Here is a 25,495-nt window from a genome sequence, read left to right on the forward strand (position 1 = left end):
GCAGGTGGTAGCGATTCAACAAGTCGCTGGAATGACGGCAACCACCGGGCGTGTCCGAGGTGGGCACTAGTGTTATAGAACGAAGCTGAAATACACTTTCACAACCTCAAGGAGAACTCATGACGCACCGCGCGGACGAAGGCCTCGAAAGGGCTACGGCATCGGCATCGTCGGGTGCTGCTTCCGTGCCGCAGGCTGGCAACCAGGAGGCGCGGCGGGCGGATCTGCGCCGTTGGAAAGCGATTGCGCTGTCGTTCCTGATTGGTGCGGCGGTGATCTTTTTGGGGTGTTCGTGGTGGCAGGCGTCGGAAAGCGGGGCTCCCGTCTGGGTGGGCTACGTGCGCGCAGCGGCGGAGGCCGGCATGGTGGGCGGTCTGGCGGACTGGTTTGCGGTGACCGCGCTATTTCGCCGGCCGTTGGGGCTGCCCATCCCGCATACGGCGCTGATTCCGAATAATAAGGACCGCGTGGGCGATGCCTTAAGTGACTTTGTGGAGGAGAACTTCCTTACCGCGGATGCGCTTAGCGCCAAGGTGCGGGAGGCGGAGCTGCCGCTATGGCTGGCACGCCAGGGCGTGGAGCCCGGCAAGGCGGAGGAGGTCTCCGCGTGGATTGGCGAGCGTGCCGCCAGCGTGGTGGAGGATCTCGACCCCGAAGAAGCAGAGCAATTCATCCGCACCCAAGTCATGGACCGCCTGGCCGAACCAGAGTGGGGCCCGCCGCTGGGTAGGTTGCTGGAGGGCTATATTGCAGACGGCAAGGCACGTCCACTGGAAGATGACCTCATTGAGTGGGCACACGGCAAAATTTTGAGTATGGAGCCCACCGTGGTCACAGCCATCGATGAGCGCATGCCGGGGTGGGCGCCGCGCTTTGCCCGCGAGATGGTGGGGGAGAAGGTCTATACCGAGCTCGTGGAATTCGCCGATGAGGTGCGCCGCAACGGCAACCACGAGGCCCGCCTGGCCATTCGCCGCAACCTGTCCAAGCTGGCCTCAGACCTGCAGTGGGATGAGGACATGCGTGGGCGCATTGAGGGCATCAAGCAAGAGATGCTCGCCTCCGACCAAGCCCAGCAGGCACCGGCGGCCATGTGGCGCACGGTATCCACCACGCTCATTGACCAGCTCAATGACCCAGAGTCCTTCCTGCGCCAGAAGATTACGGCGAAGGTAAAGGAGCTCGCGCACCGCCTGCTCGAGGACTCCGAATTCTTAGCCCAGGCCAATGCCCTCGTGGATAAGGCCGCGCGCTACGCGGTGGAGAAATTCGCCCCGGAAATTATCGCGATTATCCCGGAGACCATCAAGCGCTGGGATGCGGAGGAAGCCTCCCACAATATCGAGCTCATGGTGGGCAAGGACCTGCAGTTTATTCGTTTGAACGGCACTATCGTCGGTTCCCTGGCAGGATTGGTGATATTCGCGATTAACCACCTGATCTTTGGTGCTTAAACACAAGGAGTAATGAGCAATGAGCGATAATAAGAAGATTTTCGATTCCCTGAAGGATGCCGGCAGCGCTGCTTTTGAGGTAGCCAAGGACTTCGGTGGGCGCCTGCAAGAAGAGCGCACCCAGCACGCTCAAGGCGCGCAGGCACACAGCCCCTACGGCGCCACCGGCAAGGATGGCTTGGTGGACAAGGCCACCGCCACCGCGAAGGAATTTGGTGCTTCCTTGAAGAAGGCCGCGGACGGCACCCGCGAGTCCGCGTCGTTCGCTGACGCTAAGGGCAAGTTCTCCACCGCCTATCAAGAGACCCGTGGGGGCGTCATGGACGCCTATAATTCCGCCCAGGCCCGCCGCGCGGAAAAGAAGAATGGCGCGCGCCCCGGCCAGAATTCGGCTCCTTCGCAGGGCGATAATATTATCGATGGCGAAGTAATCGACACCGACGACCCACAGAATTAATCTGCATGTATTTCCTTTATGAACTTGCCTGGAATCTAGACAGCTACATCTTCCGAATCCTCACCCTGACCGCCATCGTCGGTGCGGTGCTCGCTGCTATTACGCGCGAGGATGCCTTCCGCGCCGGCGACCGTCAGGGCAAGTGGGTGTGGGTTGGCCTGCTGGCGGGCTCGGCGGTAGCGATGGCCACCGGCATGCCATTCCTGTCCTGGATCGGCACGGTCATTACCGGCGTGTACTGGTTTGATGTGCGCCCGCAGCTCAAGGCCATCATCAACGGCGATTACAGCTACTAATGCTTAACCTGCTTGCTGCCCCGGCCGCGACGGTCAAGGACCGCGCCGCCGATAACACCGTCGTGGTCTCCCCGCACCATGTTTCCATTGCCGCGGGGGCCGGCGCGGCCGATATCATCTCCGTCGCCGGCTATCCCACCGGCCGCCACCACACGCTCATCAAGGCCTCTGAGGCGCGCTTGGCCATCCAGTCGGGCGCCAGCGAGGTGTGGGTCAGCCTTGATGAGACCGTGACGGATGCCAATGCCGTGCTCTCCGAGCTCATCGCCATCCGCGAGGCCTGCCCGGATCCGGCCCGCTTAGGCCTCATCGTCCCAGACGCCCCGCTTGCCGACGCCGCCCTCAACGCCGCCCACCAAGCCGGCTACCAGCGCCTCATTGTGCGCAGCTCCGCGGCCGCAGGCGCGGACCGCGCGGAATCCGGTGCCGGTGAAGAAGGCATGAAAAAAGGACCGGCGTTGGCCGCTGCCACGCTTCCGGTCCTCGAGTTTCCCGCTGCTTTGGTTTAGGCGGCTTCCGTCTGCGCGTCTTGCTGCGGCGCGCCATTGTTGGCCCCACCATTGCCGGTGGCGCCCTCGCCACCGGCCAGTTTATCCATGTCGTTCATCGGAACATCGGTGCCGGTAATGGTGAGCTTGAGTTCGCCATCGAGCACCTCTACGGAATCGACGTTCATGTCCGAGCCCACGAACTGATCCGACATGCCGTTTTGCAGCGCGGAGGAGATGGCTTCGGTAGCCTGCTCCGGCAGCTCAAGGCCGAAGATGGCGGCCTCGGTGGCGCGGATATCGAGCTTTCCATCGTGGGCGGTGGGCTCCAGCGACAGGTTGGCCAGGCCGCCGGCGAACTTCACGTCCAGCACATGGTCCTGCTCATTGGCGGTAATCTCCGTGACCACCATATTGCCTACCTTGTCGCTGCCGGCCTGCTCAGAAATGCCCTTCTGGAAGGAGGCCAGCAGGTAGTCATCCGGCACGGTGGTAGAAGCGCGCAGCTTACCGGCCACCGGATTGTCCTGGTCGGTGCTCATATCTTCCACGTGGATCTCGGAGGCAGGCTGGCCCTTGATCTCAGTGCCGTCGATTTGCAGGGTGGACGGCGTGGTCATATCCATCTGGGAAATGGAACCCTGTAACAGCCCCAACAGGAGCGGGCTGCCGCCGAAGCTGACGGAGGGGTCTTCTTTGACCTGGATGCCCTCTTGCTCAGCGGCCTCGTTGAACTGCGAGGTCATCTGGTGGCCGATGAACCAGCGCAGGCCGAACTCGGCCAGCAAGATGAGCACGAGGAGTGCTACGAGGATGCCAATGATGATTTTCCAGGCGAGTGAGCCCGCCGATTTCTTCGAAGCCATGCGTACCAGTGTGGCGCATGAGACGGCGCGGGGCAAAGTCTGCGGTGAAGTTAGCAGGACATTTTTAACCTTGCGGCGCCACCGATTCCCAGTCCACGGTGAGCACATTATCGCGCAGGCGCCGGCGGACGGGGTGGATGTTAAAGGGGGCGTCGGCAAGCATGGCGCGTGCCCTACGCCAGCGCACACGAGGGCCGTAAGGCGCCCAGCCGGCAGCGCGGTCCCAAGCTTCGTCGGCGGCCTGAAGCAGCTCATGGATGGGCTCGCCGGGCACGTTGCGGTGGATGAGGATTTTGGGCAGGCGCTCGGCAATATCGGAGGGGCGCGCCACATCGAACGGGTCCCACGCCAGGGTGAGCGTCCGCGGACCATGGGCATCCAGCAGCAACCAGGCCGCGCGCCGGCCGAGCTCATCGCAGGTGCCCTCCACAAAGAAGCCGCCCGGGGCGAGGCGGGAACACACCGTCTGCCAGGCCTCTTCCACCTGGTCCACGTCATACTGGCGCAGCACATTAAACGCGCGCACCAGCTGCGGCCGGTAGCCGGCCAGCTCAAAACCGCCCAGCTCGAAGCGCACGCCATCGCGCGGCGGCAGCACCCGGTCCGGGTGGATTTCTAATCCGCGCACGTCTACCCGCGGATTCGCCCGGCGCAGCCACCCTGCCCACTCGACGGTGGTGGCATGCGAGGCCCCGTAGCCCACGTCAAGCGCCAGCGGCGTATCCACATGCCGCAGCAGCGCGGAAATCTCCGGGTGCGCGAGCATCCACCTATCGCAGCGCCGCAGCCGGTTGTGATTGGTGGTGCCGCGGGTAATAACGCCAAAAGGCCGACCCGCAGCTGCGCTGGCGCGCAGATTATGTGCGTGGTCGGCCATAGATATTGGGTCTTAAGAACTTAGGCGTTCTCAGAGATCCACTGTTCGGTCAGCTTGCCCTCGTTATCGAAGAGCTCGCCCAGGGACTCGCCCACCTTCGGCTCGATGGCGGCGCCCATCATCGGGATATTGACGGAAATCTCGTTGACGTAGGACAGCTTGGTCATTTCGCCCTCGCCAGCCAGGGAGATATCGCCCTTGAAATCAACCGGGGTGCCCTTGACATCCGCGGTGTAGTTAACGTCAGCAGCCTCACCATTGAGCTCGCCCACGGTAACCACGCGCTTGACCTTCAGGTCCTGGGAGACCATGGCGCGCACTGCCTCTGGCAGCAGGGTGGTCGGCAGAACCTCGAAGAGGGTGGCTACGTTATCGCTGAAGTCGTGCACCTGGCCCGCCTCAGGGGAGAGGTTGGCCACGATGTACTCCCAGTATTCCTTGGTGAGCAGCGCCTTGTGAACCTTTTCGATGGGCTGATTGATGGTTACGGTGTTTTCACTACGGGTTGACATGCCTAACAGACTACCTTGGTAGGCGTGCTTGATAAATCTTTGACGCAACAGCTCACAGCGATCGACGGCGTGGAACTGGACCCCGCCGCCACCTTCGCGGACCTGACTACGCTGCGTGTAGGCGGAAAACCGCAGGCCGCACTGCGCTGCTCGCAGCCGGAGGCCGCCGTTGCCGTGGTGCGTGCCCTTGATCACGCCGAAGTGAAATTCATCGTCGTTGGCGGCGGCTCCAACCTCTTGGTGGCCGATGGCGCCGTGGATCTCGTCGCGGTCGTCCTCGACTTCGACGAGGTCTCCATGGACACCGAAACCGGCGTGGTGCGCGCGCAAGCCGGCGCCGTCTGGGATGACGTAGTGGCCCGCTCCGTGCAGCTCGGCCTGGGCGGCATCGAGTGCCTTTCCGGCATCCCCGGCACCGTGGGCGCGGTCCCCGTGCAGAATGTGGGTGCCTATGGCGCGGAGATCTCCGAGGTCCTTACCCGCGTGCGCCTTTATAACCGCCGCACCGATACCGATGAGTGGGTCCCCGCCTCCGACCTAGAGCTGGCCTATCGCTATTCCAACCTAAAATTCACCGGCCGCGCCGTGGTGCTGGAGGTGGAGCTGCAGCTCGATAACGAGGGCCTTTCCCGCCCGCTGCGCTTTGGCCAGCTCACCCAGAACCCGGGCGAGCGCCGCCCCGTGGCCGAGGTTCGCGAGGAGGTTTTGAAGCTCCGCCACGGCAAGGGCATGGTGCTCGACCCCACCGACCATGACACCTGGTCCGCCGGCTCCTTCTTTACCAATCCGGTGGTGGATTCCGCTCTTGCCGACGCCGTCCAGGCCAAAGTCCGAGCCTCGCTTGGCGACGCCACCGCAGACTCCATGCCCCGCCACCCCTCTGCCGAGACCGGCCGGGAAAAGCTGTCCGCCGCCTGGCTCATTGACCGCGCCGGGTTTGCCAAGGGCTATCCGGGCTCCGGCCGGGCCACCCTCTCGACGAAGCACACGCTGGCGCTGACCAACCGCGGCGAGGCCACAGCCGCCGATATCGTGGGCCTCGCCCGCACCATCCGTGACGGCGTCCACGAAACCTTCGGCGTGGAACTCGTGCCCGAACCCGTGTGGATCGGCCTTTCCCTCGACGAGTAGCGCGCGACCGTGCTTTCGCTCCGAGTCTCGGGGCCTAAAACCTACAAAGCAGCCACGATAGCGCCCTTAACCACGCGGTTTTCGAGTCTATCGTGGCTGCTTTTTCAGTTCGGCGTCTAGCGCGCCGGCGACTCGCTTAGGCTGCCATGACCTGGAGCCACTCATCCTTAGCGCCCAGGAATGCGCGGGCCGCCTCCTGCGCGCCCTCCAAGCTGTGGTGCGCACCCCAACCACACTGCTCTTCATTGGCGGCCGGTACCTCGGTAGCGTTAAGAATATCGTTGAGCGCGCCTTCCACCGCGCGCAGCAGCTCGTCCTGCTCCATGCCGTTGGTGATGGCGTAGAAGCCGGTGCGGCAGCCCATCGGGGCGAAACCGATGAGCTTATCGGTGTAATTGCGCATGAAGTTTGCCATCATGTGCTCCACCGAATGCAGCGCCTTGGTGTCCAGGTGATCCTGGTTAGGCTGGCAGAAACGCAGGTCGTACTTGATGATTTCGACGCCGCCGCCCAAATCCGTGCGGTCGGCCACGCGGATATATGGCGCGCTGACTAGGCGGTGGTCGAGTTCGAAGGACTTAACGTTGAGCTTCTTTTCATTCTGGTCAGTCATGCTTCCCCAGTGTAATCACGGCTGAGTGTCACTTCCTGAAATAGATTCTTTACCGCATACGCTGGGATAATATGAGCACTCTCGACGACGCCGCCGAGGCCCCCGGCGCCGCACGCACCCCTGGGGACTTGCCTTCTGCCGAACAGCCTGAAAGCAAGCAGCCCGCCGGCGAACAGCCTGCTGGCACTCCGTCGAGCGCCGCGGCTACTCCGGTGAGCGAATCCGTCTACGAGGGCGCGGATAAGATCGTGCCCAGCACCGTGCCCACCGTGGTCAAGATTGAGGGTCATACTGATGAAGTGGACCCCCTGGCCCGCGGCAATCGCTTGCGTAAGGAAAGCTGGGGGCTGGTGGTGCGCCGCGTGTGGGCCGATTTCTTCCATGATGCCTTGATGGACCGTGCGGCCACGATGACGTACTTCACGCTTATGGCCTTTGCCCCCACGGTGCTGGCCGCCTATTCCATCGCCACGCTCATTTTCTCCTCGCGGCGTGCCGAGGTACACGAATTAACCTCGCAATTCATTGCGGACTACGTGCCCAGTTCCATGACGGAGCAGGCCGAAAAATTGGTTGGCTCCATTATTGGTTCCACGGCGCAAGGCACCTTCGCGCTGGTGGTATCCGTGCTGATTTCGCTCTTTGCGGCCTCGGCCTATGTGCGCGCCTTCTCGCGCACGGCCAATACCGTCTATGGGCGAGTAGAGGGCCGCGGAATCATCCGCACTTGGGCGTTGATGTGGGGGCTGACCATCGTCCTCGTCATCGGTGCGGTCATCGTCCTCTTTGCTAACCTGCTGCGCGATACCATCGTGAGCGGCGTTATCGATCCCCTCGCGGGCAAGTTGGAGATGCAGGGCACCGCGGACTTTTTGGGTGGGATCTTCATGCCAGTGTGGAATTGGCTGCGCTTCCCGCTCACCGTGGTGATCGTGCTGAGCTTGATCGCCATCTTGTATCACTTTTCCCCGAACGTGCGGCCGGCGCGCTTTCGGTGGATAACCCTAGGCTCCGTCGTAGCGCTGAGCACCAATGTGGTGGTGTGGGGAGCATTTGCGCTGTATGCCCAGCGCTTTGCCGGAGCCAGCGTCTATGGCGCCTTCAGCCTCATCATGGCCGTATTCATGGCCGTGTGGCTATCTAATACGATGCTCATTTTAGGCATCAAGATCGATGCGGAAATCCTGCGCGCCAAGGAGCTGCAACTGGGCCTGCACGCCGCGCGGCATATTCAGGCCCCACCGCGTTCCGACGCCGCCGCAAAATCCCAGGCCCGCGCCCAGCACGACCTTGAGGAACGTTCCGAGCGCATCTATCGACAGGCGGTGCGCCGGGGAGAGCGGGAAGAAGGCTAGCCCTGGTTGAGTAGGGCGAGGAGATCGCGCTGGACATCGCGGCGGCGCAGCTTGCCGAGCTGATCTCCCGCGAGCTTATCCATGGCAAAAAATCGTTGCGGGACCTTATAGCGCGCCAACAACCCGCGGCAATGGTCGCGCAAGGCGGGCTCATTGAGCTGCGCGCCGGGGGCAAGCACCACGCAAGCGGCGACATCTTCTGAACCATCGGAGCGAGGAACACCTACGACCGCGGCCTGGGCGATGTCAGGGTGGGAGGTTAAGGCCTCCTCAACCTCGCCGGGATAGACATTGAAGCCACCGGTGATGATGATTTCCTTGATGCGGCCCACCAACCTGATATGGCCATCGGGCTCGCGCACGCCCATGTCCCCGGTGCGGAACCAGCCTTCATGGAAGGCGGCGGCGGTGGCGGGGGCGTCGGCAAGGTAGCCGCCAAAAACCTGCGGGCCGCGGGCGAGAATTTCGCCGGCCACGCCATCCGGTTGGGTACGGCAGAGATCGGCCGGATCGCCGATGCGCAGCTGCGTATCCGGCAGCGGCAGGCCGATGGTGCCGGCGCGCCGGGAGTCATCGAGAGGATTGATGGTCAGTACGGGAGAGGTTTCCGTGAGCCCATAGCCTTCCACCAGCAGGCCGCCGGTGCGCGCCTCCCATGGCTCGATAATGCGCGAGGGGAGGGAAGCTGCGCCCGAGATGGAGTAGCGTACCCCGCCGAGATCCGTGGGCGCGTCAGAAGCGGCGGTGTCTGCGGCCGCGGGAGTGGCCGCCATGGCGCGCTCGTAGATGGTGGGCACGCCCGGCATCCAGGTGGGGCGGCGGGTGGCAAGCGCCTTGGTCACCGCGTCGGTGTGTGGGGCGGGCAGCAGGATGATCTCGGCCGCGCAGCGCACCGCGAGGAGCACGCTCATCGTCAGGCCATAGGAATGGAACATGGGCAGCGCGGCCAAAAAGCGCTCGTGGCCAGCGCGCAGCGGGGCTTGGGTTTCCAGCTGCAGGCAGTTGGCCGCTAGGTTGCCGTGGGTTAAGACCACGCCCTTGGGGCGGGCGGTGGTGCCGGAGGTGTAGAGGATAAGGGCGGCGTCGGCAAGAGCGGTAGGGTGCGGGTCCACCGGGGCGCCGCTGAGGGGAAGCGGCTCGCTGAGGGTAACGGTAATGGTGGTCTCTACCTGCGCGGAGACGGTGGGGGCGATGTCCTCCCAGGCAATCGCCACGCGGGCGCCATGGTGGGCGAGCAGCGGGGTGAGCTCGTGCGCGGTATAGCGCGGATTGTGCTCCACCACCACCGCGCCCAGGCGCAGAATGGCGAAGAATGCCACCACGTGCTGCGGGCAATTGGGCAGCAGGAGCGCCACGCGGTCGCCGGGGCGCACACCCATCTCGCGCAGGGCCCCAGCCGCGGCCGCCACCTGGGCGTCGAGCTCGCCATAGGTCAGCGTCTGGCCAGCGAAATAGGTGGCGGGGCGCTGGGGAAACCTGGCGACGGCGGCCGCGAGGAAATCCGTCAGGGTAGCGCCGTAATGAATATCTGCCATAGCCGCTAAGTTTAGGCCTCTGCCTCCAGCAGCTCGAGTAGGTCCTTGCGCACCTGGTGGCGGCGGATTTTGCCCAGGTGGTCGCGCGCCAGATCTTCGAAGTGGTAGAAGGTGCGCGGCACCTTATAGCGGGTCAGGCGTGTGCGGCAGAATTCCTTCAGGCCTTCTGGATCAAGCACGGCGCCATCGCGCAGGGTGACGCAGCCGACGACATCCTCGGAGCCATCCTGGCGCGGGCGGCCCACGGCGGCGACCTCCACGACGTCGGGATGCTGGGCAATCGCCTCTTCCACCTCGGCAGGGTAGACGTTGAAGCCGCCGGTGATGATGATTTCCTTGATACGGCTGACCAGCTTGAGATAGCCATCCGGCTCCATGAGCGCCATATCGCCGGTGCGGAACCAGCCATTGTGGAAGGTCTTTTCGGTAGCGGCGGCATTGCCAAAATAGCCCTGGAAAATCTGCGGGCCGCGCGCGAGCATCTCGCCCGGTTGGCCATCGGGTTGGGTTTCATCCAGATTCTCAGGGTTGGCAATACGCACCTCCGTATCCGGGAAGGGCACGCCTACATAGCCGGGGCGGTGCTTGCCGTTCATGGGGTTGGCAGTGAGCACCGGGGAAGTCTCCGTCATGCCGAAGCCCTCCACCAGCCGACCGCCGGTCAGGGCTTCCCAGCGCTCCACAATCTCTACGGGCAGCGTGGCGGCGCCTGAGAAGGCATTGCGGATGCCGCTTAGGTCCACGTCCTTTTCCTCGGCCGCGTCCATGATCTTCTGATACAGCGTGGGCACGCCCGGCAGCCAGGTAGGCGTGCGCTTTTTCACGATGTCCATAATCAGCGGCATCTGCGGAGAGGGGACCAGGATGAGCTCGGCGCCAAGGTAGATGCTGAAGATGCACAGCGTGGTCATGCCATAGGCATGGAAGATGGGCAGTGCCGCGAGGAAGCGCTCTTGTTGCTTGCCCATCTGCGGCACCCAGGCCTTGCCCTGGATGGCATTGGCAATGAGGTTGCCGTGCGAGAGGAGCGCACCCTTGGGCTTTCCGGTGGTGCCGGAGGTATAGAGGATGAGCGCGATATCGTCCTGGGAGATCTCAGGGACATCGAGGTCCGAGCCATCGCCGCCAATCGCTGCGCCGATGAGGGTGGACCACTCCACGGTATTGGGCGCGGGGCTGGTGAGCTGCTCGCGCTTGGCGGCCAGCGGTGGGATGGGCAGGCGCAGCGCGAGGCGCTTGATCGGTGGCATGGCATCGACCATGTTGACGGAGACGATGGTCTCCAGCGGGGTGGTCGAGCGCAGTCTTTCCAGCGTGAAGGCGGTTTTATCCCAGGAGATGGCCACGCGCGCGCCGTGGTCATTGAGCAAGCCTTCTAGCTCCGGGGCGGTATAGAGCGGGTTGTGTTCGACCACGGTGGCGCCAAGCAATTGCACCGCGTAGAAGGCCGCGACGTGCTGGGGGCAGTTAGGCAGCACGATGGCGACCTTGTCGCCGGGGCGAATACCAAAAGCCTTGAGGCCGGCCGCGGCGGCGCGCACCTGGGAGTCGAGCTCCGCGTAGGTGTGCGTGCGGCCGAAGAAGTAGGTGGCGGATTTATTGGCATTGACCCGCAGGTTATCGCGATAGTAGTCGACGATGGTTTTATCGCCGTAGTCCAGCGTGTGTGGGGTCCAGTCGCTGTAGTGCTGGAGCCAGGCTTGGGAGGTGGAAGCGGACACGCGTCAAAACCTTTCGTTTGGCTACAAAAACTATTTCTGAGGGGATAGTTTATCCCAAACGGAAAGAATCCTTCTAGATTTCTTCCAGCGCCAGCAAAAAACGTTTGGCTTCCAGACCACCCGCGTATCCGCCAAGCCCGCCATCGCTGCGCAGTACACGGTGGCACGGCCGCACGATGAGTAGGGGATTGGCGCCGCACGCACTGCCCACGGCCCGCGTCGCGCCGGGCCGGCCGAGCTTCTTGGCGACGTCGCGATAAGTGACCGTCTCCCCATAAGCAATCTTCATCAACTGCGCGTGGACTGCGGCGCGAAAGTCCGTCGTTCTGGGCGGGTCTAGGGGCAACTCGAAGGCGCGGCGCCGGCCAGCGAAATACTCCGCCAGCTGTGTCTGTGCCGCATCGAGCACAGCTGCGCTGTGCTTTTCGGAGTCCCCTTTAACCGCGCTGTCCGCCGCTTCCTGCGGGGTGCTGGCCGCAGTGATGTCGACGCGGGAAAGGCCCCGCGGGCTCGCCTGTAAGCGCAGGGGTCCGAGGGGGCTATCGATGAGGCGGAACATGTTAATTCTGCTCGGCCTCGAGGCGGCGGATGAGGTCCGCTTGGACCTCGCGGCGGCGGATCTTGCCCATCTGGTCCTTGGCCAGCTCCTCAAAGTGGTAGAAGGTGCGCGGGACCTTGTAGCGGGTCAGGCGCTCGCGGCAGTAGTCCTTGAGTCCCTCCGGATCCAGGGCGGCGCCATCGGCGAGGTCGAGGCAGGCCACGACATCCTCGGAGCCGTCCTCGCGCGGGCGGCCGACCACGGCGACGTCATCGATGCTTGGGTGCTCGCGCAGGATTTCTTCCACCTCGCCCGGATACACGTTGAAGCCGCCGGTGATGATGATTTCCTTGATGCGGCTGACCAAGCGGATGAAGCCATCTTCTTCCATGACGCCCATATCGCCGGTGCGGAACCATTCGCCGTGGAAGGCGGCCTCGGTGGCCTCTTCATTGTTGAGGTAGCCCTTGAAGATCTGCGGGCCGCGGGCCAGCACCTCGCCTTCGACGCCGTCCGGCTGGGTCTCGTCCAGATTATCTGGGTTGGCAATGCGCACCTGGGTATCCGGGAACGGAATACCCACGTAGCCGGGGCGGCGGTCGGTGCTCATGGGGTTGCCCACGATAATCGGCGAGCACTCGGTGAGGCCGTAGCCCTCCACCAAGAGGCCGCCGGTGTAGTTCTCCCACTTGTTGACCGTGTCCGAAGGCAGGGTAGAAGCACCGGAGAAGGCCGCGCGCACACCCTTGATGGGGATTTCCTGATCCTCGGCGGCCTTCACGATGCGCTCGTAGAGCGTCGGCACGCCCGGTACCCAGGTTGGGGTGTGCTTCTTCATCAACTGCATGATGAGCGACATATCTGGCTTTGGCAGGATGACTAGCTCGCCGCCGATGAACTGCGCCAAGGTTACGTTCATGGTCAGGCCATACGCGTGGAAGAAGGGGAGGGCGGCGAGCATGCGCTCCGGCTTATCGCCCAGGCCAGGAACCCACGCCTTGCCCTGCATCAGGTTGGAAAAGAGGTTGCCGTGCGAGAGCATGGCGCCCTTCGGGGCGCCGGTGGTGCCAGAGGTGTACATAATCAGCGCGATGGTGTCCTTGTCCACGTCTTTCGGCGTGGTGATATCCCTGCCGTCGCCGCCGATGGCGTTGCCCACCAGGGCCTCCCACGGCACGGTATTTGGCGCCGGGGACGACAGCTGCTCGCGCTTGGACTTCAGCGGCGGGATGGGCAGGCGCAGGGCCGCGCGCTGCAGGGTGGGCATGGCGTTGATCATGTTGATGGACACGACTGTTTCCAGGTTGGTGGTCGCGCGCAGCTTCTCCAAGGTCGGCGCTGCCTTATCCCAGGCGATGGCGATGCGCGCGCCGTGATCCTGGAAGAGACCTTCCAGCTCGTGGGCGGTATACAGCGGGTTGTGCAGTACCACCTGGGCGCCCAGCTTCAAGATAGCGTAGAACGCCGCGATGTACTGTGGCGAGTTTGGCGCCACGATGGCGACGCGGTCACCGGGGCGCACACCGAAGGCTTTCAAGCCAGCGGCCGCAGCGCGAACCTGCCGGTCCAGCTCCGCATACGTTTGGGTGCGTCCGAAGAAGTAGGTGGCCGGTTTATCGGCGTTGACCTCAAGGTTATTGTCGTAGATATCCAGCAACGTGGTGTCGCCGTACTCGAGGTGGTGCGGTGTCCATTCCGGGTAATACTGGAGCCAAGCCTGTGATTCGTATGCGGACAAAACTTTACCTTTCGGTGGCGTAGGTTTCTGGCAGGGGCCAGTATAGCGCCGGTAGAATTGAGCGCCATGCGCATCGCCATGATCTCTATGCATACCTCGCCGATTGAACAGCCCGGCTCGGGGGACGCCGGCGGCATGAACGTCTACGTCCTCAATAGTGCGCGCCAACTGGCTCGCCGGGGGATCGAGGTGGACGTCTACACGCGCGCCACTCGGCCTAGCCAGGGCGAAATCATTGAGGTTGAGCCCCACCTGCGCGTCATTAATATCGTCGCCGGGCCGTACGAGGGCCTGGATAAAGAGGATCTGCCGACCCAGCTGGCCGCTTTCGCGGGCGGCATGGTGCAATTTGCCAAGTGGCAGGGCAAGAAATATGACCTTATTCACTCGCACTACTGGCTCTCCGGCCAGGTGGGCTGGCTACTGCGGGATCTCTGGGGCATCCCGCTCATCCACACGGCCCATACCCTCGCCGCGGTGAAGAACGCCTCCCGGACCGCGGATGACACCTTGGAGTCCGAGGCCCGGCGCATCTGTGAGCAGCAACTAGTGGATAACGCGGACCTGCTCGTGGTCAATACCGAGCAAGAGGCCCGCGACTTGGCCGAGCACTACGACGCCGAGTGCGACATCATTCGCGTGGTCTCGCCCGGCGCCGACGTCGAGCTTTTTACCCCTGGCACGGACCGCAATACCGAGCGCTCCCGCCGCGAGCTGGGCATTCCACTGCACACCAAGGTGGTGGCCTTTGTGGGGCGCCTGCAAAAATTCAAGGGCCCAGAGGTCCTCATCCGCGCCACGGCCGAGCTCTTCCGCCGCGAACCGACCCGCAACCTGCGCGTGGTCATCTGTGGCGGACCATCGGGGGCCAATACGGCGCCGGAGGCCTATAGGGAGTTGGCGCGTGAGTTGGGCGTCGATAAGCGCGTGCGCTTTTTGGGCGCCCGCCCGCCAGAGGAGCTGGTGGGGGTCTACCGCGCGGCCGATATCGTGGCGGTGCCTAGCTATAACGAGTCCTTCGGCCTAGTGTCGCTGGAGGCCCAGGCTTCTGGCACGCCGGTGGTGGCCGCGGCCGTTGGCGGGCTGCCCATCGCCGTGGCCGAAGGGGAGACCGGCCTGCTGGTGCACTCGCATGCCCCATCCGACTGGGCCGATGCTCTAGCCCGCCTGCTTGACGACGACCCCATGCGCATCGCCATGGGCGAAGCCGCCGTCGCCCACGCCGCGCGCTTTAGTTGGGCCAGCTCCGCCGCCGCGCTCGCAGAAATCTATGACGAGGCCAGCCGCATCGAGGTCCCGGATTGCCATCAACGGCGGGCGATTGGGGATTAAACCCCGACGCCGGTAATAATTTCATGGCATGCTGGAGGCATGACTAACGGAAAGCTGATTCTTCTTCGCCATGGCCAATCCAAGTGGAACGAGTCCAACCAGTTCACTGGCTGGGTCGATGTAGATCTGACCGAAAAGGGCGAGGCGGAAGCCAAGCGCGGCGGTGAGCTGCTCGCGCAGGAAGGCGTTCTGCCCGATGTACTCTATACCTCTCTTCTGCGCCGTGCTATCCGCACCGCGAACATCGCTCTTAACGCCGCCGACCGCCACTGGATTCCAGTGGTGCGCGACTGGCGCCTCAACGAGCGCCACTACGGCGCCCTGCAGGGCCTGAACAAGGCCGAGACCAAGGAAGAGTACGGCGAGGAAAAGTTCATGGCATGGCGCCGCTCCTATGACACGCGCCCGCCGGAGCTGGCCGATGACTCCGAGTACTCCCAGGCCGATGACCCGCGCTACGCGGACCTGGACAAGGTCCCGCAGACCGAGTGCCTGAAGGACGTCGTCGCCCGCTTCGTGCCGTACTTCGAGGAAGAAATCCTCCCACGCGCTAAGAAGGGCGAGACCGTACTTATCGCCGCTCACGGCAACTCCCTGCGCGCACTGGTCAAGCACCTGGACAATATCTCTGATGACGATATTGCCGGCCTGAATATTCCGACCGGCATCCCGCTGGTCTATGAGATCACCGAGGACGGCTCCGTGGTAAACCCAGGTGGCACTTACCTGGATCCGGAAGCCGCCGCTGCCGGCGCCGCCGCCGTTGCTGCGCAGGGCGGTAAGTAAGAAACTGCGCTAAAGTCCCCGGGGAGTATTCCCTGGGGACTTTGTGGTGGATAGGGTAGACTTGAGTTCAGAGGGTCGTTGCAACACTTTCCCTTAGGAGGGTGTTGTTGTGTCTGGGGTTGTTGGCCCGTTTCATTCGTTGTCTGAATCGGATCGTCGTGGCTTAGTTGCCTTGGTTGGCAGTGGGCGTAGTGTCCGTTCGGCGGCTGGTGAGCTTGGCTGTCATTACGGGCATGCTTTGAATTTTTGCCATGCCTTTGGATTGCCAGTCGTGTATAAAGCCAAACGAGTTGATCGCCGCGGCAGCCAGGCTGTCCAGCTTGTAGAGCTAGTCCGAAGCGGACTGTCGGTACGCCAAGCTGCTAAAAGATGTGGGATGCATCTTACCGCTGCGTATGCCGTAGCTACGGAAGCTGGGTGCCATATCCGGTTAAGTCAGTATGCTCGGAAAGTCCGCCAGACGCAGTTAAGAGTGGAATACCTGCGCCTTCGGCTGGCGAGCCTGCCTGGTGGTGATGCTGGCACGGCAGTAGGAATTGATCGTCGACTGCGTTTAGATTTCGAAAAAGGACTCACCAAATCCCAGGGTCGACGAGAAGAGTTCATACCCGTCGGCGAAGACGCCAGCACGTATAACAGACTTATGAAAGCGCTGCGCCAACGCCATGATGTCATCGAATCCGGAAGGCTTGCCCCTCCCGCCTTACCTAGCGGGGTAGATCCGTATAAACGCATCAGCAATCGCTACATTTGCTTCGAAGAACGCGTCATCATCGCCGATCTTCTCCGCGAAGATGTGCCACTGCGTGAGATTGGGCGCCGTTTAGGGCGAAGTGCATCGTCAATTCAGCGTGAAGTACGCAGAAACCACAGTGCTCAAGGCCCGTATCGTGCAGAAACAGCCCAGTTAAAGGCCTGTGCGCGGAGGTTGCGGCCGAAAATACCGAAACTACTAGCCAACAAAAGACTATGGGACTATGTATGCGCACAATTGCGGGCACAATGGTCACCTGAGGAGATTTCTAATCGCCTGCCCATCGACTACCCCACTGATAAGGACATGCGCATTAGTCACGAAACGATTTATGACGCCTTTTACCTGCAGGCCAAAGGAAGACTCAAAGACCTTGGCCTGGACTTGCCGACCGGTAGAAAGAAACGCAAGAAACGCCAAACCCGCTCCAGCACACCTGCCCAGCAACGCTTCGTCGACGACATGATCCTCATAGACGACCGGCCAGATGAGGTAAGTGAACGTATTTTGCCAGGCCACTGGGAAGGCGACCTCATCCTCGGTAAAAACAACCAATCAGCGGTAATCACGCTAGTAGAACGTGTTAGCCGATTTGTTGTCCTTGGCCACTTACCGGGAAGGCATACCAGCAAAGAAGTATTCACAGCCCTGCACAAGGCAGTTACAGGAATCGATAAAGCTATCTGGTCATCAATTACCTGGGACCAAGGAAGCGAAATGGCTGGTCATAAAGCTTTTACCATGGCCACTGACATTCCCATCTACTTCTGCCATCCAGGATCACCATGGGAACGCGGCAGCAACGAAAACACCAACGGCAGGCTCAGAAGAAACCTTCCCAAAAACAGCGACCTGTCCATCTACAGCGCCGAGGACCTAGAAATGATCGCCAACATTCACAACCACAAACCACGCAAAGCACTCAACTGGCGCACCCCAGCCGAAGTCATGACCAACGCCCTCACACAAACCGGTAGCATCAAACCAAACTAACCATCATCGTTGCAACGACCCCTAGAATCCGCCAGACACGTGGAATTGATTCTTTCCTTTGCCGCCGGCGTGGTGGCCTGCGGATTGGCGCTGCCGGTGATTTCCTGGTTGCGCGGGCGCATTGCGCGCTACCGCCAAGCCACCGATGCCGAGGCCAACCAGGTCACGACGGTCAGCCAGGTGCTGCACTTGGCCGTGCAGGGCTCACCGACGGCCCTGGCGGTGTTGGACCGCAACCAAGAAATCGTCATGTCCAATCCCGCCGCCCACGAGATGTCCCTGGTGCATGACCGCGCCGTGAACCCAGACGTGTGGCAGACCGCGCAGGAGGTCTTCGAGGACAAGGAGACCCGCACCGTCGACCTGGCCATTCCCAAGCGCCGCACGGGGCACCGCGTCACTCAGTTCAAGGCGGTCATTAAGCCGCTGACGCTTAACGACGGCCGCTTTGTCATCATTTACGGCACCGATGAGAGCGAAAACGTCCGCATGGAATCCGCCCGCCGCGACTTCGTGGCAAACGTCTCCCATGAGCTCAAGACCCCCGTCGGCGGCATTGCCCTGTTGGCCGAGGCCCTGCTCCAAGACCCCGGTGACCAGGAAACCGTCGAGTACTTTGGCAATAAGGTCTACAAGGAAGCCAACCGCATGGCCGATATGGTCAGCGAGCTTATTTCCTTGTCCAAGCTGCAAGGCGCTGAAGCGCTGCCAGAGATGGAACCGTTGGCCGTCGATGACCTCATCGAGGAAGCGCTCTCGCGCAACCAACTGGCTGCGGAGGCTCGCTCCATCGAACTCAACCGCGGCGCTTCCGCAGGCGTGCAGGTCAAAGGAGATAGGTCCCTGTTGGTTACCGCCCTGTCTAACCTCGTCTCCAACGCAATTAACTATTCGCCGGAGAAAATGCCGGTGTCCGTCTCCCAAAAAGTGGTGGATGGCGGGGTCGTGCTCATCCGCGTCACGGACCGCGGCATCGGCATCGCACCGGATGATCAAAAACGTGTTTTTGAGCGCTTCTTCCGCGTAGACCAAGCCCGGTCGCGGCAGACCGGAGGCACTGGCCTAGGATTAGCAATTGTTAAACACGTGGTGGCCAACCACGGCGGCAACATCAAACTGTGGTCCCGGCCCGGTACGGGTTCCACATTCACCATTGAGTTGCCTATCTACAGGGAAGAAAAGCCAGCGCAGGATGCTGGCATGAAGGATAATGAGAAAAAGGATGCCGTCACTGCGGCGGCGCCTGGGCTCCCGCGGGCAGTAGCACGCGTCGCAGCACGTCGAAAGGATAAAGCACAATGACCACCATCCTCATCGTTGAAGATGAAGAGTCGCTGGCAGATCCGCTGGCATTTCTCCTCCGCAAGGAGGGCTTCGAGCCGATCATCGCGCACGATGGCCCCACCGCGCTGGAAAAGTTTGCCGCTAACGACATCGATATCGTCCTTCTAGACCTCATGCTGCCCGGCATGTCTGGCACCGAGGTATGCAAGCAGCTGCGCACTACCTCGTCCGTTCCGGTCATCATGGTGACCGCGCGCGATTCCGAGATCGACAAGGTCGTCGGCCTTGAGCTGGGCGCCGATGACTACGTGACCAAGCCCTATTCCTCCCGCGAGCTCATCGCGCGCATCCGCGCGGTGTTGCGCCGCGGCCACGATTCCGGCGCCGGTGCCGATACCGAGGCGGAGGAAGAAGTAGCCGAGCAGATCCTTGAGGGCGGCCGCGTCAAGATGGACGTGGAACGCCACACCGTTACCGTCGCGGACGAGCCGGTATCCATGCCTCTTAAGGAATTCGACCTCTTGGAGTACCTGCTGCGCAACGCCGGCCGCGTACTTACCCGCGGTCAGCTCATTGACCGCATCTGGGGCGCCGATTATGTTGGCGACACCAAGACGCTCGATGTTCACGTCAAGCGCCTGCGCTCCAAGATCGAGGAGCAGCCCTCCCGCCCGAAGCACCTGGTTACCGTGCGCGGCCTGGGCTATAAATTCGAGCTCTAGCTCTCCGCCTGCAGGCTTCCGGCCTTCACGCTGGCCGGGTGCTGCGTGAGCTGGACGCCGTGCTCGGCCGCCGCGGCGCGGGCCTTGCAGTGCGCGGCCAAAATCTCATAGGACTCCCGGCCCATGAGCGCTACCAGCTCGTCCTCGTGGGATTGCCACATCGGCAGCGGGTTGGCGTGGCAGGCGGCATCGGCCGAGCAATACCAATCAAAGTCTTCGCCGCCATTGCCCCAACCGCGGCGGTCATACTCGCCGATCTGCGTGCGCAAAATCTCCTGGCCATCCGGGCGCTCTTCATAATCCTCGTAGCGGCGCAGCGGCAGCTGCCAGCACACCTCGGGTTTGACCACCGTGAGCTCCTCGCCGGTATCGACAGCCCACTGGTGCAGCGCGCAGCCCGTGCCCGTAGCCCAGCCGGCGCGATTGGCAAAAATGCACGCGCCATCCACGATGGGTGTCTTCAGCGCCGGCTCCGGTTCGCCGTCCTCGCCGTCGAGCTCGTCCCACTCCAGCCACGGCTCCAACTCGTCCGTAGCGTCCTGCGCGAGGAACTCATCTACCCCCGCTGGGCGCAGCTGCCAATACTTGGCGGGCATGCGCGAGACGGCGTCGTAAAGCTGGTCGCGGTCTTCCTCATCGGCCATATAGGCGCCATGCACGCAGCAGCCCACCTCGGGCTGGCTCTTATCGATGCCCCGGCATGCCGACGTCCCAAATTGGCAGCTGTAGTGCGATTCCACCCATGTCAGGTCGATGGAAAAGACGTGGTGCGGGTCGTTCGGGTTGGTAAATTCGAACCACTCCCGCGGGAAATCGGGGGCCTCTTCGCGGCCCGCTCTTATCGACGCCGCCGCGGGCGAGCTCGCGGGAAAACCTAGGTATACCGTGTCAGATTTTGGGCGATTCACACCTAACCACGGTAGACCTACTACGCTATTAGTGTGCGATTAGGTGTATTAGACGTCGGAAGCAATACCGTCCACCTCGTTGCGGTCGATGCCGCGACGGGCGGACGGCCCACTCCGATGAGCGATTGGAAGACCCCGCTCCGGCTGGTAGAACAGCTGGACAAGAAGGGCAACATCCATGAAAAGGGTGTAAAGAAGCTGGTCAGCGCCGTAGCGGAGGCGAGCGAGCTGGGCGATAAGCTGGGCTGCGCTGAATTTATTGCTTTTGCAACCTCGGCGGTGCGCTCTGCGCCCAATTCCGAGGCCGTGCTCGATGAGGTGGAAAAGCAGACCGGCGTACGCCTGCAGATCCTCTCCGGCGTGGAAGAAGCCCAGCTGACCTTCCTTGCTGCCCGTCGCTGGTATGGCTGGTCCGCCGGCCGTATTACCAACCTGGACATCGGCGGCGGCTCGCTAGAGCTGTCCACCGGTACCGACGAGCACCCCGACCTTGCCTTCTCCCTCGACCTGGGCGCTGGCCGGTTGACCCATAGTTGGTTCGACACCGACCCGCCAGAGAAGAAAAAGGTAAGCGCGCTGCGCGATTTCATTGATGCAGAGCTTGAAGACGCCGCCCAGCAGATGAAGGCCATGGGCCCCGCTGGCCTTGCCGTGGGTACCTCCAAAACCTTCCGTACGCTGGCCCGCCTGACCGGTGCCGCACCTTCGTCTGCCGGCCCATACGTCAAGCGCACGTTGACTGCACCGGGTCTGCGCCAGTTGATTTCCTTCATCTCTCGCATGACTGCGGCAGACAGAGCAGACCTAGAAGGTGTAAGTTCTAACCGATCGCACCAAATCGTTGCCGGCGCTCTAGTGGCCGAGGCATCCATGCGGGCCTTGGACATCGAGAAGCTGGAAATCTGCCCGTGGGCGCTGCGTGAGGGCGTCATTTTGCGCCGGACCGACAAGGGATTGGAATAGGAAGAGATCATGGCTGACCAGAATAAGTTGACCGTGGCAGAGCTGCTGGCTCGCAATAACAAAGCCCGCGGCGAGAAGGAAAGCAAGAAAGACAACCGTTCTCGTCGCCACCGCCGCAGCCTGGATGAAGGCGGCATTTCCGTTGCTGAGCTGACCGGCAACCTCAAAAAGGTCAAGGCTTCTCCTGCCGAGGCCAAGCACACCTCCGTCTCCATCGACGAGGACGCTCCCGTCATCCGCGCCCCCAAGGCCGCCGACGCGACCGATGCCGGCGCCGCAAAGAAATCTACCGACAAGCCAGCTTCTCAGTCCGCAGCCACGACCGCCGCTCAGCCTGCCGCGCCGAAGGCTGCACCCAAGGCTGCACCAAAGACCGCCGCAGAGGCAGCACCAAAGGCTGCTCCTAAATCCGCGGACAAGCCCGCAGCCAAGTCTGCTGCCGCCGCGGCACAGGAGGCGCCGAAGAAGAATCAGCCTTCTGCGGATGACACCGCGGTAATCCAGCGCGTGGGTAAGGCGAAGGAGGAGGATGCCAAGACTGCTGCCGCCAAGCCTGCCGGGGCTGAGGCAGCTGCCGCGAAGCCCGTTGCCGAAAAGCCGAAGGCCGACAAGGGCGCGAAGGTGGCCGGAGCGGGAGCTGCGGCAGCTGGCGCTGGAGCGGCCGCTGCGGCGGCGGTGCCGGCGTCGAAGAAGGCGGGCGTCGCTAAGGATGCCGAGGAAACCGGCAACCTGCCCAAGGTCGAGGACGACGAAGAGTGGATCGAGGAAGAGCACGAGAAGCTCAACCCAGTTTCCATCCTGCTGATGATTGTCGCGGGCATCCTGCTGGCGATTGTCATCTTCAAGGGCTTTGAGATTCTGTGGGATAGCTTCCCACGCCTGGTCGTCGCCATCCTGGCGCTGTGCGTCACCGCAATTATGGTGGGCGTGACGCACGCCCTGCGCACCGCGCGCGACGGGTTCTCTATGTTCCTGGCCGGCTTTACCGGCCTCGTCCTTACCTTCGGCCCGCTGCTGTTGGTTATGCTCTAAGCCCCCGCTTGTCGATGCCCCGGTTACCCCACGCGGTAGCCGGGGTTCCGCATTTTTGGCATGGTGGAGGCTATGACAAAGATTGCAATTTTAGGCGGCGGACAAATCGGTGAGGCTTTGACCTCGGGACTCGTAGCTTCGGGCTTTGCGGGCTCGGATATCACGGTCACCAACCGCACCGAATCCCGCAGTCAGGAACTCAAAGAGACTTATGGTGTCACCACCACCAGCGATAATGCGGCGGCGGTAGACGGCGCGGATTATATCTTCGCGTGTGTGAAGCCCTACGCCATCCTGGACCTGCTCGAAGGTCTTGAACCGGCCAAGGATGCCGTGGTGGTGTCCATGGCCGCGGGCCTGACGCTAGAGCAGCTGCAGGGTGCGGCGGGCGAAGGCGTGCCGGTGGTGCGCGTTATGCCCAATACCCCCATGTTGGTGCGCCGCGGCATGTGCACCTGCGCGGCCGGCGAGCACGTGAGCGACGCCCAGATGGACGGCGTGCGCGAGCTGCTGGAGGCCGTCGGCGAGGTCGCGGTCATCCCGGAGAAGAATATCGACGCCGCCACCGCACTGGCGGGATCCTCCCCGGCCTATTTCTTCCTCGTGGCGGAAGCGCTTGTCGATGCCGGCGTGCAGCTCGGCCTTCCCCGCGACGTCGCTGAGAAGCTTGCCGCCCAGGCCGCAGCCGGCTCCGGTGAAATGCTGGCTAGCTCCGGCCGCTCGGCCACCCAGCTGCGCGCTGGCGTAACTTCGCCGGGCGGTACTACCGCGGCCGCTGTCCGCGAGCTGGAGGAGTCCGGCTTGCGCGGCGCGTTCTACCGCGCGGCAGAGGCCTGCTCCGATAAGGCCAAGGAGCTCGGCTAGTGCCGCCGTGTGCGACCTCCCCGTGGTGGGGGTGTACCCACCCGGGAGTGTTGGGGCGGGTGTTAAGCAGCGCTTTTAGGGGAAACCCTAATGAATGCTGTGAAAAAATTTGGCACTTGGGTCGCATTAGTCACATGTTTCACGATAGGCTAGGGCAAGCACGTGCGTGAAGTCCTGTGGGAGGGGAAGCCTACAGCGCGTAACGAGCTGAAGGGTTAGATATATATGGCAAATGAAGAAAAGGGAACCTTTCTGACGATCGCGGAGGTCGCCGAGATTATGCGCGTCTCCAAGATGACCGTCTACCGTTTGGTTCACGCAGGCGAAATGCCGGCTGTTCGCGTCGGACGCTCCTTCCGCGTTCACGAGTCTGCCGTCAACGAGTACCTGGAGGCTTCCGTCTACGGAGCCTAGGCTCGCGCCGCACAGACAGCGCCCACCTCTGTTGGCCCTCGTGGTCAGCGGTGGTGGGCGCTGTTGTTTCTCACTGTTGTTGTCGCGGGCACTTTTTGGTCACGGGCTGGGTGCTGGGTAAGATGGTGTGCATTCGTGTCGGCTCGCTGATGTGGCCCGCGGTCCGTGTGGCCACGGCGGCAAGAGTGCACCTTCGCCGTTTTAGCGCTGACAAGTTTGACAGTACGTACTACACGAAAGTGAGGACTCCATGGGTTCCGTCATTAAGAAGCGCCGCAAGCGCATGTCCAAGAAGAAGCACCGCAAGATGCTGCGCCGCACCCGCGTGCAGCGTCGTAAGCTGGGCAAGTAAACCCCAGCCCGCTTCTTGCCCTCCGCCATTGTGCGGAGGGCTTTTGCATGCTTGCCGACGTCCCCCCAGCGCCCGCTACCGCCCTCGCTACCGCCGGTAGTAGCGCCAGCCGCCATAGGAAAAGGCGGCGGTGGCCAGCGCCGGCAGGCCATAGGTGCGGATGGCGCGGCGCACGGAGCGATAGTCGCGCACGAGCCAGCCGCGGTCGCCAGCGATATCGCGCAGCTTGCGGTCTGGGTTAATGGCCACGGCGGTGCCGACCATGGACAGCATCGGCACATCGTTGGCCGAATCCGAGTATGCGGTGCAGCGCGAGAGATCGAGGCCCTCGATGGTCGCGAGCGCGGCCACGGCGTGCTTCTTGCCGGGCCCGTGGAGGATATCGCCGACCAGTCGTCCGGTGAACTTGCCGTCCTTGACCTCCGCGACGGTGCCGAGCGCGCCTGTAAACCCGAAGCGCCGGGCGAGCACCTGTGCCAGCTGGACCGGGGTGGCGGTGACCAGCCACACCTGCTGGCCGGCGGCTAGGTGCATCTCCGCCAGCTGCGTGGTGCCGGGGTAGGCGCGGCGGGCTAGCGAGGCGTCCACGATTTCCTCGCACAAATCCACCAGCTCGTCGACGCTGCGGCCTTTGACAAACTCCAGTGCCTGCGCGCGGCCGGCGGCCACGTCCTTGGCATTTTCGCTGCCGGAGACGCGGAACTTGAGCTGCTTCCACGCAATCGGCAGGATTTCAGAAAGCCGGAAGTAGCGCTTGCGCGCCAAGCCAAAGGCGAATTCCACGAGGGAAGAGCCTTGGATGAGGGTGTTGTCGACGTCGAAAAACGCTGCCGCGCCCACATCCACCGGCACGTCCGGGTCCTGGGCGGTGATGCGCTGCGCGCCAGCCGCGTCATAGGAGCCGGTCACCGAGTCCACGCCGGAAGCAAAATCCTCCAACTCCAGCCCGAATTCCTCCAGCGCCGCGGCGGCCGCGGCTTCACCGGCGGTGCGCTGCGATTCCTCGTCCAACGGGGCGAGCGCCTGGGTCTCCAAGAAATTGCGCAGGTTACCGCGCGAGGCGGTCCAATTGGCCAAGAAGTCGCGGGGGGATTCGGGGAACCCTGGGGGAGTGGTAGCGGACACGAGTGAGACAAACAGCTTTCGCAAACGCGGGGTGGACTAACGTGTCCATAGTAATGGTTTCGACCGCCGCCGTCCTTGTGAGGAGAATATGTCCCAGCATCTCGTCGAGCTCATGGTGCGCACCACCTGCGGTTCTTGCGCGCGCGTGAGGGAGCAGATCACCCCCGTCGTCAAGCAGGCAGGCGCGGAGCTTGCTGTGCGTAACGTGGATGAGGACGCGGAGCTGGCCATGGAGTTCGGTGACCGCGTGCCCGTTGTGGTCATCGACGGCGAAGAGTTTGCTTGCTGGGAAGTAGACAACGAGGAGTTAGCGGCCGAGCTGGCTGGTTGATTCGGGATCCGCGACACCGACGGGTAGTCTTTTGGAGGATTAAAATCAATCAAA

Annotated in this window: 27 protein-coding genes; 17 read left to right on the forward strand and 10 right to left on the reverse strand. The window is 62.7% G+C overall.

Going from position 1 to position 25,495, the window contains the following annotated elements; genetic code table 11:
• Window positions 1–119 precede the first annotated feature (119 nt).
• Genes BJ985_RS09595 through BJ985_RS09610 form a run of 4 tightly spaced genes read left to right on the forward strand, consistent with a single transcriptional unit; the run spans window position 120 to window position 2,716 of the window.
• Complete coding sequence (locus BJ985_RS09595; RefSeq protein ID WP_179387316.1) at window positions 120–1,454, forward strand: DUF445 domain-containing protein; 1,335 nt, start codon at window positions 120–122, stop codon at window positions 1,452–1,454.
• Between the two features lie 19 nt (window positions 1,455–1,473).
• Complete coding sequence (locus BJ985_RS09600) at window positions 1,474–1,911, forward strand: CGLAU_01105 family protein (RefSeq protein WP_179387317.1); 438 nt, start codon at window positions 1,474–1,476, stop codon at window positions 1,909–1,911.
• A gap of 5 nt (window positions 1,912–1,916) precedes the next feature.
• Window positions 1,917–2,207 (forward strand): DUF2516 family protein, encoded by a 291-nt coding sequence (locus tag BJ985_RS09605; protein ID WP_005323061.1) that lies wholly within the window; start codon window positions 1,917–1,919, stop codon window positions 2,205–2,207.
• Window positions 2,207–2,716: a beta/alpha barrel domain-containing protein gene (locus tag BJ985_RS09610; protein WP_005323060.1), complete on the forward strand. Its 510-nt coding sequence runs from the start codon at window positions 2,207–2,209 to the stop codon at window positions 2,714–2,716. Before BJ985_RS09605 ends, BJ985_RS09610 begins: the two co-directional genes overlap by 1 nt.
• Here BJ985_RS09610 and BJ985_RS09615 read toward each other — a convergent pair.
• The 3 genes from BJ985_RS09615 to BJ985_RS09625 form a co-directional block, all read right to left on the reverse strand.
• On the reverse strand, window positions 2,713–3,561 hold the full coding sequence (locus BJ985_RS09615) for an LmeA family phospholipid-binding protein (protein ID WP_179387318.1): 849 nt from the start codon (window positions 3,559–3,561) through the stop codon (window positions 2,713–2,715). The two genes, BJ985_RS09610 and BJ985_RS09615, sit on opposite strands and share 4 nt — an antisense overlap.
• A 64-nt stretch (window positions 3,562–3,625) precedes the next feature.
• A complete protein-coding gene (locus BJ985_RS09620) occupies window positions 3,626–4,438 on the reverse strand; it encodes a class I SAM-dependent methyltransferase (protein ID WP_179387319.1) in 813 nt (270 codons plus the stop codon).
• Window positions 4,439–4,458: 20 nt separating this feature from the next.
• The gene (locus tag BJ985_RS09625; protein WP_179387320.1) at window positions 4,459–4,950 is read right to left on the reverse strand and encodes a DUF2505 domain-containing protein; all 492 of its coding nucleotides are present in this window, start codon (window positions 4,948–4,950) and stop codon (window positions 4,459–4,461) included.
• Window positions 4,951–4,974: 24 nt separating this feature from the next.
• On the opposite strand from BJ985_RS09625, the gene BJ985_RS09630 reads away from it, so the two are divergent.
• The gene (locus BJ985_RS09630) at window positions 4,975–6,081 is read left to right on the forward strand and encodes a UDP-N-acetylmuramate dehydrogenase (protein ID WP_179387321.1); all 1,107 of its coding nucleotides are present in this window, start codon (window positions 4,975–4,977) and stop codon (window positions 6,079–6,081) included.
• 136 nt (window positions 6,082–6,217) lie between these two features.
• Here BJ985_RS09630 and BJ985_RS09635 read toward each other — a convergent pair whose 3' ends face one another.
• The gene (locus BJ985_RS09635) at window positions 6,218–6,694 is read right to left on the reverse strand and encodes an S-ribosylhomocysteine lyase (protein WP_086588932.1); all 477 of its coding nucleotides are present in this window, start codon (window positions 6,692–6,694) and stop codon (window positions 6,218–6,220) included.
• 71 nt (window positions 6,695–6,765) lie between these two features.
• On the opposite strand from BJ985_RS09635, the gene BJ985_RS09640 reads away from it, so the two are divergent.
• The gene (locus BJ985_RS09640; RefSeq protein ID WP_179387322.1) at window positions 6,766–8,049 is read left to right on the forward strand and encodes a YihY/virulence factor BrkB family protein; all 1,284 of its coding nucleotides are present in this window, start codon (window positions 6,766–6,768) and stop codon (window positions 8,047–8,049) included.
• Here the strand turns inward: BJ985_RS09640 and BJ985_RS09645 are convergent.
• The 4 genes from BJ985_RS09645 to BJ985_RS09660 form a co-directional block, all read right to left on the reverse strand.
• Entirely contained in the window at window positions 8,046–9,584 is a 1,539-nt protein-coding gene (locus BJ985_RS09645; RefSeq protein WP_179387323.1) for an AMP-binding protein, read from the reverse strand. The two genes, BJ985_RS09640 and BJ985_RS09645, sit on opposite strands and share 4 nt — an antisense overlap.
• A gap of 11 nt (window positions 9,585–9,595) precedes the next feature.
• The gene (locus tag BJ985_RS09650) at window positions 9,596–11,305 is read right to left on the reverse strand and encodes a long-chain-fatty-acid--CoA ligase (RefSeq protein ID WP_179387324.1); all 1,710 of its coding nucleotides are present in this window, start codon (window positions 11,303–11,305) and stop codon (window positions 9,596–9,598) included.
• Between the two features lie 73 nt (window positions 11,306–11,378).
• Window positions 11,379–11,864, reverse strand: coding sequence for a methylated-DNA--[protein]-cysteine S-methyltransferase (locus BJ985_RS09655; RefSeq protein ID WP_179387325.1), 486 nt, complete (start codon window positions 11,862–11,864; stop codon window positions 11,379–11,381).
• 1 nt (window position 11,865) lies between these two features.
• Window positions 11,866–13,581 carry a long-chain-fatty-acid--CoA ligase gene (locus BJ985_RS09660; RefSeq protein ID WP_179387326.1) on the reverse strand — a complete coding sequence of 572 codons (1,716 nt, stop codon included), beginning with the start codon at window positions 13,579–13,581 and terminating at the stop codon, window positions 11,866–11,868.
• A gap of 66 nt (window positions 13,582–13,647) precedes the next feature.
• Here BJ985_RS09660 and mshA point away from each other — a divergent pair, with 66 nt between their 5' ends.
• From mshA to BJ985_RS09685, 5 genes are all read left to right on the forward strand, one after another.
• Window positions 13,648–14,913, forward strand: a complete 1,266-nt coding sequence (mshA, locus tag BJ985_RS09665; RefSeq protein ID WP_179387327.1) for a D-inositol-3-phosphate glycosyltransferase — start codon at window positions 13,648–13,650, stop codon at window positions 14,911–14,913.
• Window positions 14,914–14,952: 39 nt separating this feature from the next.
• Complete coding sequence (locus BJ985_RS09670; protein ID WP_005323030.1) at window positions 14,953–15,699, forward strand: phosphoglyceromutase; 747 nt, start codon at window positions 14,953–14,955, stop codon at window positions 15,697–15,699.
• 109 nt (window positions 15,700–15,808) lie between these two features.
• Window positions 15,809–17,446, forward strand: a complete 1,638-nt coding sequence (locus BJ985_RS09675) for an IS30 family transposase (RefSeq protein WP_179386291.1) — start codon at window positions 15,809–15,811, stop codon at window positions 17,444–17,446.
• A 39-nt stretch (window positions 17,447–17,485) separates the two neighbouring features.
• The gene (locus tag BJ985_RS09680) at window positions 17,486–18,748 is read left to right on the forward strand and encodes a sensor histidine kinase (RefSeq protein ID WP_179387328.1); all 1,263 of its coding nucleotides are present in this window, start codon (window positions 17,486–17,488) and stop codon (window positions 18,746–18,748) included.
• The gene (locus BJ985_RS09685) at window positions 18,745–19,452 is read left to right on the forward strand and encodes a response regulator transcription factor (protein WP_005327214.1); all 708 of its coding nucleotides are present in this window, start codon (window positions 18,745–18,747) and stop codon (window positions 19,450–19,452) included. Before BJ985_RS09680 ends, BJ985_RS09685 begins: the two co-directional genes overlap by 4 nt.
• Here the strand turns inward: BJ985_RS09685 and BJ985_RS09690 are convergent.
• On the reverse strand, window positions 19,449–20,360 hold the full coding sequence (locus BJ985_RS09690) for a DUF3109 family protein (protein ID WP_179387329.1): 912 nt from the start codon (window positions 20,358–20,360) through the stop codon (window positions 19,449–19,451). The two genes, BJ985_RS09685 and BJ985_RS09690, sit on opposite strands and share 4 nt — an antisense overlap.
• A gap of 33 nt (window positions 20,361–20,393) precedes the next feature.
• On the opposite strand from BJ985_RS09690, the gene BJ985_RS09695 reads away from it, so the two are divergent.
• The 5 genes from BJ985_RS09695 to BJ985_RS09715 all read left to right on the forward strand — a co-directional run bounded on the left by BJ985_RS09695 (window position 20,394) and on the right by BJ985_RS09715 (window position 23,985).
• A complete protein-coding gene (locus BJ985_RS09695) occupies window positions 20,394–21,323 on the forward strand; it encodes a Ppx/GppA family phosphatase (RefSeq protein ID WP_179387330.1) in 930 nt (309 codons plus the stop codon).
• A gap of 9 nt (window positions 21,324–21,332) precedes the next feature.
• Window positions 21,333–22,355 (forward strand): Rv0497 family membrane protein, encoded by a 1,023-nt coding sequence (locus BJ985_RS09700; protein WP_179387331.1) that lies wholly within the window; start codon window positions 21,333–21,335, stop codon window positions 22,353–22,355.
• 72 nt (window positions 22,356–22,427) lie between these two features.
• On the forward strand, window positions 22,428–23,219 hold the full coding sequence (proC, locus tag BJ985_RS09705; RefSeq protein ID WP_236587043.1) for a pyrroline-5-carboxylate reductase: 792 nt from the start codon (window positions 22,428–22,430) through the stop codon (window positions 23,217–23,219).
• Between the two features lie 225 nt (window positions 23,220–23,444).
• Window positions 23,445–23,633, forward strand: a complete 189-nt coding sequence (locus tag BJ985_RS09710) for a helix-turn-helix domain-containing protein (RefSeq protein ID WP_005276651.1) — start codon at window positions 23,445–23,447, stop codon at window positions 23,631–23,633.
• A 250-nt stretch (window positions 23,634–23,883) separates the two neighbouring features.
• Window positions 23,884–23,985 carry a 30S ribosomal protein bS22 gene (locus BJ985_RS09715; RefSeq protein WP_003855542.1) on the forward strand — a complete coding sequence of 34 codons (102 nt, stop codon included), beginning with the start codon at window positions 23,884–23,886 and terminating at the stop codon, window positions 23,983–23,985.
• A gap of 87 nt (window positions 23,986–24,072) precedes the next feature.
• On the opposite strand, the gene BJ985_RS09720 is transcribed toward BJ985_RS09715, so the two are convergent.
• Complete coding sequence (locus tag BJ985_RS09720; protein WP_005327220.1) at window positions 24,073–25,110, reverse strand: HAD family hydrolase; 1,038 nt, start codon at window positions 25,108–25,110, stop codon at window positions 24,073–24,075.
• Window positions 25,111–25,198: 88 nt separating this feature from the next.
• Between BJ985_RS09720 and BJ985_RS09725 the strand changes: the two genes are divergently transcribed.
• The gene (locus tag BJ985_RS09725) at window positions 25,199–25,441 is read left to right on the forward strand and encodes a glutaredoxin family protein (RefSeq protein WP_150851354.1); all 243 of its coding nucleotides are present in this window, start codon (window positions 25,199–25,201) and stop codon (window positions 25,439–25,441) included.
• The last annotated feature ends 54 nt before the right edge of the window (window positions 25,442–25,495 follow it).

Source organism: Corynebacterium tuberculostearicum (genome assembly GCF_013408445.1).
In the GTDB taxonomy this organism is placed as follows: Bacteria; Actinomycetota; Actinomycetes; order Mycobacteriales; family Mycobacteriaceae; genus Corynebacterium; species Corynebacterium tuberculostearicum.

Excerpts from the sequence above, each read along its gene's own strand:
- BJ985_RS09595 (WP_179387316.1), top strand. The coding sequence starts at position 120 with ATGACGCACCGCGCGGACGAAGGCCTCGAAAGGGCTACGGCATCGGCA.
- BJ985_RS09600 (WP_179387317.1), top strand. The coding sequence starts at position 1,474 with ATGAGCGATAATAAGAAGATTTTCGATTCCCTGAAGGATGCCGGCAGC.
- BJ985_RS09605 (WP_005323061.1), top strand. The coding sequence starts at position 1,917 with ATGTATTTCCTTTATGAACTTGCCTGGAATCTAGACAGCTACATCTTC.
- BJ985_RS09610 (WP_005323060.1), top strand. The coding sequence starts at position 2,207 with ATGCTTAACCTGCTTGCTGCCCCGGCCGCGACGGTCAAGGACCGCGCC.
- BJ985_RS09615 (WP_179387318.1), bottom strand. The coding sequence starts at position 3,561 with ATGGCTTCGAAGAAATCGGCGGGCTCACTCGCCTGGAAAATCATCATT.
- BJ985_RS09620 (WP_179387319.1), bottom strand. The coding sequence starts at position 4,438 with ATGGCCGACCACGCACATAATCTGCGCGCCAGCGCAGCTGCGGGTCGG.
- BJ985_RS09625 (WP_179387320.1), bottom strand. The coding sequence starts at position 4,950 with ATGTCAACCCGTAGTGAAAACACCGTAACCATCAATCAGCCCATCGAA.
- BJ985_RS09635 (WP_086588932.1), bottom strand. The coding sequence starts at position 6,694 with ATGACTGACCAGAATGAAAAGAAGCTCAACGTTAAGTCCTTCGAACTC.
- BJ985_RS09640 (WP_179387322.1), top strand. The coding sequence starts at position 6,766 with ATGAGCACTCTCGACGACGCCGCCGAGGCCCCCGGCGCCGCACGCACC.
- BJ985_RS09645 (WP_179387323.1), bottom strand. The coding sequence starts at position 9,584 with ATGGCAGATATTCATTACGGCGCTACCCTGACGGATTTCCTCGCGGCC.
- BJ985_RS09655 (WP_179387325.1), bottom strand. The coding sequence starts at position 11,864 with ATGTTCCGCCTCATCGATAGCCCCCTCGGACCCCTGCGCTTACAGGCG.
- mshA (WP_179387327.1), top strand. The coding sequence starts at position 13,648 with ATGCGCATCGCCATGATCTCTATGCATACCTCGCCGATTGAACAGCCC.
- BJ985_RS09670 (WP_005323030.1), top strand. The coding sequence starts at position 14,953 with ATGACTAACGGAAAGCTGATTCTTCTTCGCCATGGCCAATCCAAGTGG.
- BJ985_RS09685 (WP_005327214.1), top strand. The coding sequence starts at position 18,745 with ATGACCACCATCCTCATCGTTGAAGATGAAGAGTCGCTGGCAGATCCG.
- BJ985_RS09700 (WP_179387331.1), top strand. The coding sequence starts at position 21,333 with ATGGCTGACCAGAATAAGTTGACCGTGGCAGAGCTGCTGGCTCGCAAT.
- proC (WP_236587043.1), top strand. The coding sequence starts at position 22,428 with ATGACAAAGATTGCAATTTTAGGCGGCGGACAAATCGGTGAGGCTTTG.
- BJ985_RS09710 (WP_005276651.1), top strand. The coding sequence starts at position 23,445 with ATGGCAAATGAAGAAAAGGGAACCTTTCTGACGATCGCGGAGGTCGCC.
- BJ985_RS09715 (WP_003855542.1), top strand. The coding sequence starts at position 23,884 with ATGGGTTCCGTCATTAAGAAGCGCCGCAAGCGCATGTCCAAGAAGAAG.
- BJ985_RS09725 (WP_150851354.1), top strand. The coding sequence starts at position 25,199 with ATGTCCCAGCATCTCGTCGAGCTCATGGTGCGCACCACCTGCGGTTCT.